The following is a 14,974-nucleotide window of genomic DNA, read 5'->3' as shown; positions in this document are numbered from 1 at the left end:
TCGCTCCCACAGGTCATCATCCGCCCATACATCGGGCGACGCCTACAGAACCGCGCCCTCCTGCCGATACATCCCCCATAAAACCAAATTGTGGTCCAGGGAGTTTCAGCATGTACCAATGGCTAGCCGAGAATCTGGGAAACGTCAGCGTTAAACGCAAGCTGGGGATCGGCTTCGGCCTGGTGCTGTTATTGACCCTGCTGATCACCTTCACCGGCTGGAGCGGCCTGAGCGACGTGACCAGCCGTGGCGACAAACTGGGGTTCATCGCCAGTCTCAACGACCTCACCAAGGATCTGCGCATCGCACGTCTGTATTACGAGATGCGTCGCGGTGAACAAGGTCCCGGTGCTGTCAACGATCTGTTGGGCAAGCTCGAAAGCGGCCTGCAGACCGCCCGTGGCCTGATCGAGCAACCGGCCGATACGGCCATGGTCGATCAACAACTGGCCGCGGTCGCCGAATACCGTCGTGCCTTCAACGACATGACCCAGGCTGGCGCCCACCGTGAAGATGCCCGCAGCAAACTCGGCGCCACCGCCGACAACGCCGTGGCCCGCGTCGCCGAAGTGGAAAAATCCATGCTGCAAGGTGACAGCGTGGCGGCGTTCAACAGCGTGATCGACCTGAGCAAACTGATCCAGCAGGCGCGCTTCCAGGTGCGTGGCTACACCTATAGCGGCAAGAGCGAAGCCGAACAGCCAGCCCTAGACGCAATCGACAATGCCCTGAAGAACCTCGAGAGCCTGCCGGCCAAACTGCCTGAAGAACACATCGCCAACCTGCAACAGGCAACTGACTCGCTGAAGGCCTATCGCGCCGCCGTCAGCCAGTTCCGCGACTCTCAGGTGGCCAGCGCCAAGGCTCTGGCACGCATGTCTGCCCAAGGCGAAATCCTGTTGGACATGAGCCAGAAACTCACCGCCTCGCAAACCGTCGTGCGTGATACCGACGCCGCCCACGCCAAGAACATGCTGACCCTCGCCACCGTGCTGGCCATCGCCTTCGGCCTGTTGGCCGCCTGGGCGATAACCCGGCAGATCATCATTCCGTTGAACCAGACCCTGCTCGTGGCCCAGCGCGTCGCCAGTGGCGACCTGACCCACAACCTGACGTCCCAGCGTCGCGACGAACTCGGCCAGTTGCAGCGTGCCATGCAAAGCATGACCCAGGGCTTGCGCGAACTGATCGGCGGCATCAGCGATGGCGTCACGCAGATCGCCAGCGCCGCCGAAGAGTTGTCTGCCGTCACCGAGCAGACCAGCGCGGGGGTCAACAGCCAGAAGGTCGAGACCGATCAGGTTGCCACCGCCATGAACGAAATGGCCGCCACCGTACAGGAAGTCGCGCGCAACGCCGAAGAGGCCTCCGAAGCCGCCGTCGCCGCCGACCAACAGGCCCGTGAGGGCGACAAAGTGGTCGCTGAAGCCATCGCCCAGATCGAACGCCTTGCCAAGGAAGTCGGCCACTCCACCGAGGCCATGGGTGAACTCAAACGCGAAAGCGACAAGATCGGCAGCGTGCTCGACGTCATCAAGTCCGTGGCCCAACAAACCAACCTGCTGGCCCTCAACGCCGCGATTGAAGCTGCTCGCGCCGGTGAAGCCGGGCGTGGTTTTGCCGTGGTCGCCGACGAAGTCCGCAGCCTGGCCCAGCGCACCCAGAAGTCCACCGAAGAGATCGAAGAACTGATCGTCGGCCTGCAAAACGGCACCCAGCAAGTCGCGACCATCATGGACAACAGCCGCACCCTGACCGACAGTAGCGTTGAACTGACCCGCCGCGCCGGCGGTTCACTGGAAAGCATCACCCGCACGGTGTCGGCGATCCAGGCGATGAACCAGCAGATTGCTGCTGCCGCCGAACAGCAAAGCGCCGTGGCCGAAGAGATCAACCGGAGCGTGCTGAACGTGCGGGATGTGTCGGATCAGACCTCGGCGGCGAGTGAAGAGACCGCGGCGTCCAGCGTTGAATTGGCGCGGTTGGGGACCCATTTGCAGATGTTGGTGGGGCGGTTCAAGGTTTGATGTGATTCGGCAACTGCTTGCAACCCCAACGTACCCGAATATATTGATCGCCGGTGCAAGCCACACGCCGGCGATTTTACTCAAGCCTGAGCTTCACATCCGAAAGATCGTCTGCGCATAACCCTTAAAAATAACAGAACAACCACCAGTCTTTACTAACAGTTCTGTTAGTTACGCAGTGCGTTAAAACTGCTCATGATATTGGTCCTGCTTTTTTCACAGGAGCAATATCATGTATAACGACCCAATCGACTCCACTGCCACTTCACAAAAAGAACTCTCTGACTCTATCGCACCCAATGCCAATTACAGCCGTTGGATGACCGACATGGCAGCGGACATCGCCCACCTGAAAATACACCAACTGGCCATTCCTGGCGCACACAACTCCGGTGTCGACAAGGATGGTAAATTTAATATTGGTTCGCATTGGGCAGTTTGCCAATTATACAGCTTCTCTCGTCAACTAGCTGCTGGAGCACGATATCTGGATTTACGTCTTGTTGACGCCAGCTACAAAAAGGATGTCGGGGGAAGCAAAATTCCAAGGTACAAATTCATTGAAATTTTCGAATTTGCACATGACTTTGTTTCCGTAGGCCGACACCTGAATCATTTAGTTGATGCAGTCAGGAACTTTTCAGACGCCAACCCAGGTGAAATTGTAACAATTGACTTCCGCAAATACGATCGGGGACGCAACCATGCGCACAACAGTCTCGAACGCTGCCTGGCTAAATTCAGCTCAATAAAAGATCGCTTAATACCTCCCTCAGCTGAAAACTTAAGCATCGGTGAAATACGTAAAAACCATCCAGGCTGCAATATAATTCTACGTCTCAACCACAACTATCCAACACCCCCCAGTGGAAACATAGACAAATGGCCGGGTGGAACAGTACGCAGAGAACAAATATGGTATCCCATCGATCATAGATGGACACCCGATACATCTGAAGAAAGCATTACAAATTTGGTCACCAGCGCAATGCTTAGACCACAGGAAGGCTACTCGGTACTATCAGCTACAGTTTCAAAACATTTAAGTCCATATGACCTGGATCCCGATAGCCCCGTAAGAACGGAGGCTTTCAAACCAGGCTTCCAAAATGTAAATATACTTATGGTTGATTTTATCAACTCTGAATCTTCGAGAGTCAGCGTTGTCGACAAATGCATAGAATTAAATAAATTAAGAGCAAAGGACAATATTGCCCCAATATTCACATCAGCCAACCTGACCGTAACAGCAAAAGATGAAACCATAATCGATGGATCATTTCAAAACACTTTGGTATTTAGCTGGAATCCAGCATCTGACAACCTTGGCGTGAAAAAATATGAAATATACCAAAATGGTGACCTCATCGCAACTACTGCCGATAACCCATATATGCACAGAAACTTTGCGCTTAGAAACTATTCATTCAAAATCAGAGCGATCGATAACACGGAGAACAAGTCGGAATTTTCTGACGAATTTGTTTTAATCTTAGACACTGTTCCTCCAACAACCCCTGTCAACCTTACCCTGGAACAAGGACTCAATGGAACCTCCGTGACTCTAACGTGGGACCACTCAATCGACCTTGCCGGATTAGAAGGTTATGAAGTTTATCTAGATGATACCTTCTTAAAAACGGTACCCTACTCACCAACCAACAGGGGATTCACTGATATTTACGGATTGATACATACTCAGCAATACGATGTTAAAATCCGCGCGAAAGACAATAATGGTCTCTACTCTGAGTTTTCGACAATCACGCTTTATCCCCGCCCAACTGTTATCAATGCTAAATATTTCATCACCGGATATGACGAAGCAACCGAAAAATATGATGCCTGCATTCTATGGGAAACCGATGCATACTCATTATATCCAGACGTATACTACCAAGGCGAGACACAAAACCGTTGGGATTTCTCCCGCCCCGAACCCGGTAAATTGCCGACGTTCAACTTTCAAGCCAGTCAAGGCGAGCGCATATCTCACCGCTGCATGACCTGGTATGAGCGTTACCCAGTAAGCGACTTTATCCAACACGATTTTGTTTTTGATGCAACATCTCCAGTGAAGCCATGGAACCTAACCGTCACATCTCGCACCGAAGCAGGCACGTCTATTTCCTGGGCCCGCTCAAGCAGCGCCAATGTAATAAATTATGCAGTTTCGATAAACGAGGAAGCCCCTCTATTAATTCCAAGCACAGAAAACAGCTATACGTTCAAGGAATTACCACTGGACAAGTCCTTTCTCATCGAAGTCTGGGCTATCAACGACAAAAATGTCCCTTCCACTATCGACGCAATCACAATTGAATCTGTTGACAACATCTCCCCAATAAAACCGGGAACCCCGGTTATTACAAACATCACACAAACATCTGCAACAATCAGTTGGACACCATCCAGCGACAACATCGCGGTAACCGGTTACACAATCACGACAAATAATAAACCACCTATTTCAACCCCCACAACGCAATACACGCTTACCGAATTAGATGAGGCAACCCAATATACAGTTGAAATAAAAGCCTTTGACGCCGCCGGAAACTTATCACCGTCTGCCAGCGTATCCTTCAGGACCAAGGCAAGGCCCACTTCGCCAAGAGAGCTTAGCTACAGCAACCTGACTTCTGCTAGTGTCAAGTTGTCATGGCTGGCTGGCAGTGACGATGGATGGGTGGCTGGTTATCAGGTTTTTCGCGATGGCACATCGCTTCGCATGGTTGATATCACCACTTACGACACTTATTGGCTGTCCCCAGGCAGAACCTACCTTTTCGAAGTACGAACCAAAGACAATGAAGGGTACTTCTCCGAACCTGCCCACCTGCAAGTCACGACACCTGAGGCCTCTACACCGCCGGGGCCCGTTGGAAACCTACGACTGAATACCACTGGCACTCCAACCCTGCTTTGGCATCCACCTGAAACCGGTGCAGCGATTCAATACATCGTGACCAAGGACGATCGCCAATGGGCTGCTACCCCTGCGTCACCGATCCCTCAATGCCTGATTGCGATGCCTGCAAGCGGCGAAGCTTATCTTTATGAGGTACGTGCGCGCAGTATGGCCGATCAGTTTTCCGAGCCTGTCGCTATTCGAATAGGTTTTGCCCCCCCTCATGTACTGCACTTGAGAGATGTGACAAAAACATCATTCAGGTTGGTCTGGGATGCACCACTTGGCGCAGTGGGGATAACGGGTTATCAGCTTACCCTTGACGATGCGCCGCCGTTTTTTGTCGCGGAAACTCAACATGTTTTTTCTGGACTGACGCGCGCAGGCAATTACACCGTTACCGTGAAAACGCAAATTGAATCCGGCGAATTATCCGAGCCAACTTCAATCGATTTATACATACAAGGCAATGCACCAAGTGCACCTCAGAATTTCCGCTATACCCAACCAACAGATGAAACAATTCTTGAATGGGATGCACCAAGTGAACCTGTAACCGGCTACCAAGTCACGCTGGTCAATCCGGAGGGGAGGGAGTTCAACTACCGTCCGAGCGCAACAACCATGAGGGAGCGCCTGCCTTCACGCACGCGTTACGAAGTGAGAGTCGTCGCTATCAATAATGAGGGACCATCTCAACCGTTAATCTCTGAGTTCACCACAAAGTAATAAGTGGCGACCCAAGGCTAATCACCGCATCTGCAAAACCAGTCGCAAGAACTATCACCCCAAGCAAGCAAAAAAAACCCCGCTTTCGCGGGGTTTTTTCATCAGGCCGGTTGAGCCTGCAAGCTGACAGGTCGAAGCGGCAACAGCGGCGCATGGGGATCGGCTTTCACCGATGCCCGCCACGCATCCAACCACTCGGCATGCCCTTCGCCCCAGACCTGCTCATGCAAGCGAGCCAAGGCCACCGGGTCGCTCAGCAGTTGCACCTTCTCGTTGTTGGTCAACCCTTGCGGGCCAACCTTCATCGCGTGGCGAACCCGCTCGATCCGCAGCCATTCAATCGGCTCGGCCTGATTGTGCCGGGAAGTCGCCAACGAGCACGCCAGGGCGTTCTGTTGTGGGTCGACCACCGAACGGACAAAGCCGTCGTTCAGCGCATGCCAGCGGTTTTCGTGGGTGTACTGGTCGGTCGCCAGCAGGGCCTGCGGCGGATTGTATTCCTCAGGGATCAGGAACAGGCTCTCGTCACGTGACTTCAGGCCCAGGCCGACACGGCTGGAGATCACCGATACCGGGATCGACAGCATCAACGAACCGACGATCGGCACCAGCCACCACAGGAAGCTCGGGTTCAGCCAGATCACCAGCATGGCCCAGAAGAAGCCCAGCAGGGTTTGCGGCCCGTGGCGCTTGACCGCCTCGCTCCATGGCGTGGAGTCGTCGTCACGTTGCGGCGAGTTCCAGGTCGCGGCCCAGCCGAGGAACGCGGCGAGGACGAAACGGGTGTGGAAGATCATCCGCACCGGTGCCAGCAGCATGGAGAACAGCATCTCCAGCAGCATCGACAGGGTCACCTTGAACTTGCCGCCGAACTCTTTGGCGCCCTTGGCCCAGATCAGGATGATGCTCAGCAGCTTCGGCAGGAACAGCAGCACGATGGTGGTCGAGAACAGCGCAATCGCCTTGTCCGGGTGCCATTGAGGCCACAGCGGATAGAGTTGGCGCGGTTCGAGGAAGTACTGTGGCTCCATCAGCGTGTTGACCGCCAGCAGCGCGGTCGACAGCACCAGGAAGAAGAACCACAACGGCGCCGACAGGTAGGACATCACGCCGGTCAGGAACACCGCGCGGTGCACCGGGTGCATGCCCTTGACCAGGAACAGGCGGAAGTTCATCAGGTTGCCGTGGCACCAGCGACGGTCACGCTTGAGTTCGTCCAGCAGGTTCGGCGGCAGTTCTTCATAGCTGCCCGGCAAGTCGTAGGCAATCCACACGCCCCAGCCAGCACGGCGCATCAACGCGGCTTCTACGAAGTCGTGAGACAGGATCGAGCCGGAGAACGCGCCTTTACCCGGCAACGGCGCCAGGGCGCAGTGGTCGATGAACGGCTTCATGCGGATGATCGCGTTGTGGCCCCAGTAGTGCGACTCGCCCAGCTGCCAGAAGTGCAGGCCGGCGGTGAACAGCGGGCCATACACGCGAGTGGCGAACTGCTGCATGCGCGCATACAGGGTATCCATGCCCGACGCCCGTGGCGCGGTCTGGATGATCCCGGCGTCCGGCGTGGCTTCCATCAGGCGCACCAGACTGGTCAGGCACTCGCCGCTCATCACGGAGTCGGCGTCGAGTACGACCATGTACTTGTAGTCACCGCCCCAGCGACGGCAGAAGTCGTCGAGGTTGCCGCTTTTGCGTTTTACGCGACGACGGCGACGGCGATAGAAGATCTTGCCGAAGCCCCCGGCTTCACGGCAGACGTCCAGCCAGGCCTGCTGCTCGGCAACGCAGATGTCAGCGTCGTTACTGTCGCTGAGCACGAAGAAGTCAAAGCGGTCCAGGTCACCCGTGGCCGCCACCGACTCGAAGGTCGCGCGCAGGCCGGCGAATACACGAGGCACGTCTTCGTTGCAGATCGGCATCACCAAAGCGGTGCGTGCATCCTTCGGAATTGGCTCATTGCCGGCACTTTTACCGGAGATACGGTATTTATCGTGACCGGTCAGCAATTCGAGGAAGCCCATCAGCGCGGTCCAGAAACCGGCCGACACCCAGCAGAACAGAATCCCGAACAGGATCAGGATGCTGGTCTGCAAGGCATACGGCAGCACTTGCGTGGCGGTTTGCAGCAGCGGTTGGTGCAGGACTTCTTCGAGGTCGACGAACGACCAGCCCTGGTACGGCATGATGCCTTTCATGTACCAGCCGGCGACGATGGTCTGGCCGAGCATCAGCAGCAACAGAATGTAGCGACGGATCGAACCCACGGTGCGCCAGCGTGCGGCCGGCAGGACACGCTCGTCCTTCGGCGGCTTCGGCGGGTTGGTACGACCGGTCATCCGGCGCCAGCCACGCACCAGAATGTTGGTGCGCCACGGCTCCGGCACGACCTTGGTCCGCCGGATCGGCGGGGTCGCCTTGAGGCAGACCCGGCCGTTGGCGTCGAGCACCAGCATTTCCGCGTCCTGCAGCTCTTCGGCAGTGCTCAGGGTCAGGCGTTTGCCCACCGAAGCCTGGGCGGCTTCGGTCGGGGCGTCGAACGTCGACGATGACAGGCGTTCGTGCAATTCGCTGAAAGACTGGCAGCCCGCGAGTTCCGCGCGCTGCTGGTCGGTCATCGGCAGATGCGCCAGATACTCGGAAAGAGTTTCTGGCCGTACTTGAGAGTTACTCATCGGCAGGCAACTGATAGCTCCAGGTTTCGGTCAGGACTTCTTCAGTCGGTGCCGATTCCGGTGTGGCTGGGGCCGCGTCGGCAGCAACAGGCTGCTTGGCGTCTTTATTGGCCTGGTCCTTGGCATCTGCAACAGGCTTGGCTTCGGCCTGCTTGGCCTCCGCTTGCCTGGCTTCCTTGTCCGCTTTCTCTTGTTGCTTGGCGGCAACCTTGTCGGCCTTGGCAACCGACGAGTTCGACGCTGGAATCGAAGTCTTGGCCAGGTCCGCCGGCACGATGTTCTGCACCAGCGCGGCACGCATCTCGGTGGACTTGCCCGGATCCTTGATCTTCATCCGCAGGGTCAGGCGCCAGCCCTTGGTTTCAGGGTTGTAGCGCACGCTGTTTTCCACCAGCTCGGCGTTGTCGCCGACGCTGACCTGGCTGCGAACTTCCGTATCGGCCGGCAATGCCGCCAGGGACGGGCCTTCGAAGTCCACCAGGTAGGCAACGCTGCCGTCCGGCTGACGAATCAGGTTGGACTGCTTGACGTCACCCGTGGACCGCAGGGTCTGTTTGACCCAGGCGCTGTCCGGCGCGTGAATCGAGGCTTCATCCATGGTCCAGTGCATACGATAAGCGACATCGAGCGGCTGGCCAGGTTCCGGCAGTTTTTCCGGATTCCAGAAGGCAACGATGTTGTCGTTGGTTTCGTCGGCGGTCGGAATCTCGACCAGGTCGACTGTGCCCTTGCCCCAGTCACCCTTCGGCTCGATCCAGGCGCTTGGACGCTTGTCGTAACGGTCGTCGAGGTCTTCGTAATGGCTGAAGTCGCGGCCACGCTGCAGCAGACCGAAGCCGCGCGGGTTTTCCACGCTGAAGTTGCTCACGGCCAGGTGTTTCGGATTGTTCAGCGGGCGCCAGATCCACTCGCCGTTGCCGGCATGGATCGCCAGACCGCTGGAGTCGTGCAGCTCGCGACGGTAGTTCAGTACTTTCGACGGCTGGTTGGCGCCGAACAGGAACATGCTGGTCAACGGGGCAATGCCCAGTTTGCCGACCTTGTCACGCAGGAACATCTGCGCCTTGACGTCGACGATGGTGTCGCTGCCCGGACGCAGGGTCAGGCGATAGGCGCCGGTGGCACGCGGCGAATCCAGCAGGGCGAAGATCACCAGGTGCTTGTCGCCTGGCTTGGGCTGCTGAATCCAGAACTCGCGGAAACGCGGGAATTCTTCGCCGGACGGCAATGCGGTATCCAGCGCCATGCCGCGAGCGGACAAACCATAGACGTGACCCTTGCCGACGACGCGGAAGTAACTCGCGCCAAGCATGGTCATGATTTCGTCTTGCTTGTCGGCCTTGTTGATCGGGTACAGCACACGGAAACCGGCATAACCCAGTTGTTCAGTGGCCTTTGGATCGAACTGCAAGTCGCCGAAGTCGAAACGACTCGGATCGTATTTGATCTCTTCGACGGTGTTGGCGGTGATTTCGTTGATTTTCACCGGCGTATCGAAATGCATGCCCTGGTGATAGAAGGACAGCTTGAACGGCGTCTTCTGATCAGCCCACTCGGCCTTTTCCGTCAGAAAACGAATTTTCTGATAGTCCGCGAATTTCATGTCGCGGAACTCGTTCGGCAGGTTACTGCGCGGCGCTTCGTATTTCTGCGCGGCCAGCTCTTTTGCCTTGACCGATACATCATCCAGACTGAATGCCCAAAGCTGACCGGCGCTGAGCAGGCAGAGCAGTGCAGAGCCCGCTACCAGGGCGCTGCGTAACCGTTTGGCAGACAATTTTGGTGCGTTACAGGGACTAACAATCACGAGCAACCCTCGCCGAAAACAGATCAAAAAACCAACGGCCAGTTAAAGGGCCTGCACGGTGTACGGTCTGAAAAAACCGCCCTTGCAAACCACTCTTGCCAAGTTGGCGAGCATTGTTCCGACTCCGCTGAGGCGAAATGATTCCCCAATCGGATCCGGACAAGTCTCTACCTAAGTCAAAATGGACCAACGAACGCTGATCCCCGTAGCGCGGGATTATCTAGTAGGCCGCGTTACAACGCATCAGGGGTAACAAAGTATTTATCGCGAAAAAGCCCTGTTTTCAGTCGAAATGAGCGTAAAAACTTGTTTCAAACGCTTTCAGGTCTGTAACAGGAAGGTTACCGGGCCATCATTGACCAGGTGCACCTGCATATCCGCGCCGAATCTACCTGATGCCACAGTGCCATGCACCTGTTTCGCTTTGCTTAATAGATAGTCGAACAACTCCTCGCCCAGCGCCGGAGGGGCCGCGGTCGAGAACCCCGGACGCAGTCCGCTTTTGGTATCGGCAGCCAGGGTGAACTGAGAGACCAGCAGCAGCCCGCCGCCCACATCCGCCAGGGACAGATTCATCTTGCCCTCGGCGTCACTGAATACCCGATAGTTAAGCAGTTTATTAAGGAGTTTGTCGGCGTTGGCCCGCGTATCGTCGGGCTCGACGGCTACCAGGACCAGCAATCCCTGATCGACGGCACCCACGATCTCGCCCGCGACCTCGACCCGCGCGCCGCGCACACGCTGTAGCAGACCCTTCATGCTTCTTCAGGCGGCAGGTCGAGCAGACGCCGGGCCATCTGATCGGCGGCGCGTACCAGCGCGTCGGTGATGCCCGGCTCGGAAGCGGCATGACCGGCATCGCGGATGACCTGCAGTTCGCTGTTCGGCCACGCTTGATGCAATTCCCAGGCGTTATCCAGCGGGCAGATAACGTCATAGCGACCATGGATGATCACGCCAGGCAAATGGGCGATCTTGCCCATGTCGCGAATCAGCTGGTTCTGCTCCAGGAAGGCATTGTTGGTGAAGTAGTGGCATTCGATGCGGGCAATCGACAACGCACGTTGTGGTTCGGAGAAGCGATCGACCACCAGCGGGTTGGGACGCAAGGTCGCGGTACGGCCCTCCCAGGTGGACCAGGCCTTGGCCGCGTGCATCTGGGCGATCTGGTCGTTGCCGACCAGGCGCTTGTGGAACGCGGTGAGCAAGTCGTCGCGCTCGTCCAGCGGGATCGGCGCGATGTAGTCCTGCCAGTAATCGGGGAACAGGCGGCTGGCGCCGGCCTGGTAGAACCATTCGATTTCCTGCGGGCGGCAGAGAAAGATCCCGCGCAGGATCAGGCCGTGTACCCGCTCAGGATGGGTTTGTGCGTAGGCCAGCGCCAGGGTCGAACCCCAGGAACCGCCAAACAGCACCCACTTATCGATGCCCAGGTGCTGGCGAATCCGCTCGAGGTCGGCGACCAGGTCCCAGGTGGTGTTGTTTTCCAGGCTGGCGTGGGGGGTGGATCGACCGCAACCGCGCTGATCGAAGGTGACAATGCGATAGAGGTTTGGATCGAAGAAACAACGACTTTGGGCATCACATCCGGCGCCGGGGCCACCGTGGATGAACACCACCGGCAAACCTTCCGGTGAACCGCTTTCGTCGACGTACAGGGTGTGGGTTTCGTCGACGGCCAGATCGTGCCGGGCGTGGGGTTTGATCTGCGGGTACAAAGTCTGCATTGCGCACTCCGTAAGGGGTCGAGGTCATCCCTGGGGGGACTTCTATTATTCTGCCGTCCGGCATCATAAACCCGAATTACGTCAATGAGCATGCCCGCGCGAAGTCAGAGTCTTTGCGCAAGATAACCAAACAGGGTTTCGTACAGCGCATCGACCTCGGTTACCTGCCCGCGGGCCCGCAAACAGCCATGGACCAAACCCTCGCCGACATACAGAGTGGCAATCACGCCCGCGGCATTCAGTCGCTCGGCATACAGCACGCCGTCATCACGCAACGGGTCGAATTGCGCCACCGCGATCAACGCCGGTGGCAGTCCACTGAAATCCGTGGCGAGCAATGGCATGGCGCAGGCGCTCGGATGGCGGGTGCCTTGCAGGTAAAGCGCGTGATAGTAATCGACGTCACTGCTGCTGAGTAACGGCGCGTCGATGCACTCACTGCGCGACGGCAGCCGGTGATCGCCGCCCAACCCCGGATAGATCAGCACCTGCGCGCACGGCAGCGGCTCGCCGGCATCGCGTAGCGCCAGGCACAACGCCGCCGCCAGGTTGCCACCGGCACTGTCGCCGGCCACCAGCGTTCGCTCGGGGTCGAGTTTAAACGGCCCGGCGCGCAGTGCTCGCCACACCGTCAGGCAATCATCGAACGCGGCGGGAAACGGATGTTCCGGTGCCCGACGGTAATTGACGGCGATCACCCGTACACCGAGTGTCGATGCCCATTCGGCGCAGATGAAGTCGTGGGAATCGAGGTCCCCCACCACCCAGCCACCGCCATGCAAATAAACGATGCACGACGCACCGCTGGCCGGTGGCTGATAGGAACGAACCGCAACACCGTCCAACTCGAAATCGACCACCTGCAACCCGGCGGGACGTGCCGGGGTAAATGCCCGGCACATCTCGCTGTAGGCCTGGCGCAACCCGCTGATACTGCTGTCGGTGCTGTTGAAACTCAGGGTTTTGTCGACGAAAGCCGTCATCTGTTTGGAAAGCGGGTATGGAGCCATGAGCCTGGTGCTCGTTCAGGGAAATGTGTGGGACCCACAGGACTTGATCAGACAGGGATCAGTTCTTCAGGCTGGCCTGAACCGTGGCCACGCCGTCCTTGCCATCGAAACTGCTGACACCCGCCAGCCAGCGCTGCAAGTCCTCGGGATGGTCACGCAGCCATTTTTTCGCGACATCCTGAGCCGTCTGGCGCTCCATGATCGGCACCATCAACTGGCTTTCCTGGGCGGCGGTGAACGTCAGGTTTTCCAGCAACCGATTGACGTTCGGGCAGCGCTGGGCGTAATCCGGTGCAGTCACGGTGGAGACCGTCGCGGCGCCTTCATTCGGTCCGTAGACGTCTTCGCTGCCGGTCAGATAGTCGATCTTCATGTTGATGTTCATCGGGTGCGGGGTCCAGCCGACGAACACCACGAACTCCTTGCGATTCACCGCCCGCTGAACGGCAGCGAGCATGCCGGCTTCACCGGACTCGATCAGTTTGAAGTCCTTGAGGCCAAAGTGATTGGTTTCGATCATGGTCTTGATCGTGGTGTTGGCGCCGCTGCCCGGCTCGATGCCGTAGATCTTGCCGCCGAGCTGATCCTTGAACTTCGCGATGTCGGCAAAGGTTTTCAGGCCCGCCGCTGCCACATAATCCGGGACCGCGAGGGTGGCCTGGGCATCGGCCAGGCTTGGCTTGTCCATGACCTTGACCTGATTGGCAGCCACGAAGGGCGCGATGTTTTTATCCATCGCCGGCTTCCAGTAGCCAAGGAAGATGTCCAGGCGCTTGTCGCGGATACCGGCGAAGATGATTTGCTGTACGGCGCTGGTTTGCTTGCTTTCGTAGCCCAGACCGTTGAGCAGCACATCGGCCATGCCGCTGGTGGCGATCACGTCGGTCCAGTTGACCACGCCCATACGCACGGTTTTGCAGGAGGCGTCGTCCGCGGCCATGGCGCCGGCGCCCAACAGAGCGGTGCCGCAGAAGATTGAGAGACAGCGGGTGAACAGACCTTTGGGGCTTGTCATAGTGAGCATTCTCGTGCGGCAGCGGATTATTGTCGGGGCGGTGTCTTTGTGCACCGTGGCCAGAACATTACGCAGCGGACGAGTGGTGAAAGCGAACTGTGGCGACCGTGTTTTGCACGGTGGCGACTCATGATCCGTTATCAAATCGAACACATACCCTGTGGGAGCGGGCTTGCTCGCGAAGAGGCCGTGTCAGCCGACATCAATGCTGGCTGATCCACCGCATTCGCGAGCAAGCCCGCTCCCACAGGGTTTTGCGACAGTATTAACGGTTGTAGTGCTTCTCGCCCCAGGCCAGCAACCCTTGCAGCAACTCCTTCAACACCACCCGCGTCGGCTCCGCCAGGTCCGGGCGATAACGGAACGGCACGAACTCATCCATGTAGGTGCACTGCCCCAACTCCAGCTGCACCGCATGAATGTTTTCTGCCGGGTTACCGTAATGACGGGTGATGTGCCCGCCCTTGAAGCGCCCGTTGAGTACGTGGGTGTAGTTGTCGTGAAGCGCGCAGATCGCTTCCAGACGGGTCGCAAGCTGTGGATCGCAACTGGCACCGTTGAAGGTGCCGAGGTTGAAGTCTGGCAGCTTGCCGTCGAACAGGTGCGGGATGATCGAGCGGATCGAGTGCGCATCGAACAGCAGCGCATAGCCGAACTCGGCTTTCAGCCGCGCCAGCTCCTGCTGCAAGGTGCTGTGGTACGGCGTCCAGATCTGCTCCAGATAAGTCGCACGTTCTTCTTTCGACGGCTCCAGCCCTTCACGGAACAACGGCACGCCGTCGAACAGCGTGGCCGGGTACAGGCCTGTGGTCGCGCCCACGTACAGCGGCTTGTCGTCGGATGGCCGGTTCAGGTCGATGACGAACCGCGAGTACTCGGCGGCCAGGGTGCTTGCACCCAGTTGCGCGGCGAAGTCGTAAAGCTGCGGGATATGCCAGTCGGTATCCGGCAGGCTTTTCGCGTCAGGGATCAACCCGGCTTCGACCGCAGGTGTCAGGCGCACGCCAGCGTGGGGCATGCTGATCAGCAGCGGTACGCGGCCTTGTTTGAAGTTCAGAACCTTATCCACAACAGAT

General features: G+C 57.7%; 9 protein-coding genes and 1 pseudogene. 3 read left to right on the top strand and 7 right to left on the bottom strand.

Going from position 1 to position 14,974, the window contains the following annotated elements; genetic code table 11:
- Positions 1-110: 110 nt before the first annotated feature.
- The 3 genes and pseudogenes from ACM6G4_RS17070 to ACM6G4_RS17060 all read left to right on the top strand — a co-directional run.
- Positions 111-1,172: pseudogene (locus ACM6G4_RS17070) on the top strand (methyl-accepting chemotaxis protein); the annotation flags it as partial.
- On the top strand, positions 1,155-2,027 hold the full coding sequence (locus tag ACM6G4_RS17065; RefSeq protein ID WP_414914296.1) for a methyl-accepting chemotaxis protein: 873 nt from the start codon (positions 1,155-1,157) through the stop codon (positions 2,025-2,027). The pseudogene ACM6G4_RS17070 and the gene ACM6G4_RS17065, both read left to right, overlap by 18 nt.
- A 232-nt stretch (positions 2,028-2,259) precedes the next feature.
- The gene (locus tag ACM6G4_RS17060; RefSeq protein WP_414914164.1) at positions 2,260-5,667 is read left to right on the top strand and encodes a fibronectin type III domain-containing protein; all 3,408 of its coding nucleotides are present in this window, start codon (positions 2,260-2,262) and stop codon (positions 5,665-5,667) included.
- 101 nt (positions 5,668-5,768) lie between these two features.
- On the opposite strand, the gene mdoH is transcribed toward ACM6G4_RS17060, so the two are convergent.
- The 7 genes from mdoH to hutG all read right to left on the bottom strand — a co-directional run bounded on the left by mdoH (position 5,769) and on the right by hutG (position 14,967).
- Positions 5,769-8,339: a glucans biosynthesis glucosyltransferase MdoH gene (mdoH, locus tag ACM6G4_RS17055; RefSeq protein WP_414914163.1), complete on the bottom strand. Its 2,571-nt coding sequence runs from the start codon at positions 8,337-8,339 to the stop codon at positions 5,769-5,771.
- Positions 8,332-10,146, bottom strand: a complete 1,815-nt coding sequence (locus ACM6G4_RS17050; protein ID WP_056725743.1) for a glucan biosynthesis protein — start codon at positions 10,144-10,146, stop codon at positions 8,332-8,334. The genes mdoH and ACM6G4_RS17050 overlap by 8 nt, the downstream gene beginning before the upstream one ends.
- Positions 10,147-10,467: 321 nt before the next feature.
- The gene (dtd, locus tag ACM6G4_RS17045; RefSeq protein WP_414914162.1) at positions 10,468-10,905 is read right to left on the bottom strand and encodes a D-aminoacyl-tRNA deacylase; all 438 of its coding nucleotides are present in this window, start codon (positions 10,903-10,905) and stop codon (positions 10,468-10,470) included.
- Entirely contained in the window at positions 10,902-11,873 is a 972-nt protein-coding gene (pip, locus tag ACM6G4_RS17040; protein WP_056725745.1) for a prolyl aminopeptidase, read from the bottom strand. Before pip ends, dtd begins: the two co-directional genes overlap by 4 nt.
- A gap of 104 nt (positions 11,874-11,977) precedes the next feature.
- Positions 11,978-12,883 (bottom strand): alpha/beta hydrolase, encoded by a 906-nt coding sequence (locus tag ACM6G4_RS17035; RefSeq protein ID WP_414914161.1) that lies wholly within the window; start codon positions 12,881-12,883, stop codon positions 11,978-11,980.
- A gap of 58 nt (positions 12,884-12,941) precedes the next feature.
- The gene (locus ACM6G4_RS17030) at positions 12,942-13,898 is read right to left on the bottom strand and encodes a choline ABC transporter substrate-binding protein (protein ID WP_056725749.1); all 957 of its coding nucleotides are present in this window, start codon (positions 13,896-13,898) and stop codon (positions 12,942-12,944) included.
- A 265-nt stretch (positions 13,899-14,163) separates the two neighbouring features.
- Positions 14,164-14,967, bottom strand: a complete 804-nt coding sequence (gene hutG, locus ACM6G4_RS17025) for an N-formylglutamate deformylase (protein ID WP_056725750.1) — start codon at positions 14,965-14,967, stop codon at positions 14,164-14,166.
- Between the last annotated feature and the right edge of the window lie 7 nt (positions 14,968-14,974).

The sequence above is a fragment of the Pseudomonas sp. IT-P258 genome, from assembly GCF_949767825.1.
Taxonomy (GTDB): Bacteria; Pseudomonadota; Gammaproteobacteria; order Pseudomonadales; family Pseudomonadaceae; genus Aquipseudomonas; species Aquipseudomonas monachiensis.
Note: the sequence above shows the minus strand (reverse complement) of the source record. Positions and strands in the feature narration are given on the sequence as shown.

What these genes read in the sequence shown, in the direction of transcription:
- ACM6G4_RS17065 (WP_414914296.1), top strand. Translation starts at nt 1,155, where the DNA reads ATGCAAAGCATGACCCAGGGCTTGCGCGAACTGATCGGCGGCATCAGC.
- ACM6G4_RS17060 (WP_414914164.1), top strand. Translation starts at nt 2,260, where the DNA reads ATGTATAACGACCCAATCGACTCCACTGCCACTTCACAAAAAGAACTC.
- mdoH (WP_414914163.1), bottom strand. Translation starts at nt 8,339, where the DNA reads ATGAGTAACTCTCAAGTACGGCCAGAAACTCTTTCCGAGTATCTGGCG.
- dtd (WP_414914162.1), bottom strand. Translation starts at nt 10,905, where the DNA reads ATGAAGGGTCTGCTACAGCGTGTGCGCGGCGCGCGGGTCGAGGTCGCG.
- pip (WP_056725745.1), bottom strand. Translation starts at nt 11,873, where the DNA reads ATGCAGACTTTGTACCCGCAGATCAAACCCCACGCCCGGCACGATCTG.
- ACM6G4_RS17035 (WP_414914161.1), bottom strand. Translation starts at nt 12,883, where the DNA reads ATGGCTCCATACCCGCTTTCCAAACAGATGACGGCTTTCGTCGACAAA.
- ACM6G4_RS17030 (WP_056725749.1), bottom strand. Translation starts at nt 13,898, where the DNA reads ATGACAAGCCCCAAAGGTCTGTTCACCCGCTGTCTCTCAATCTTCTGC.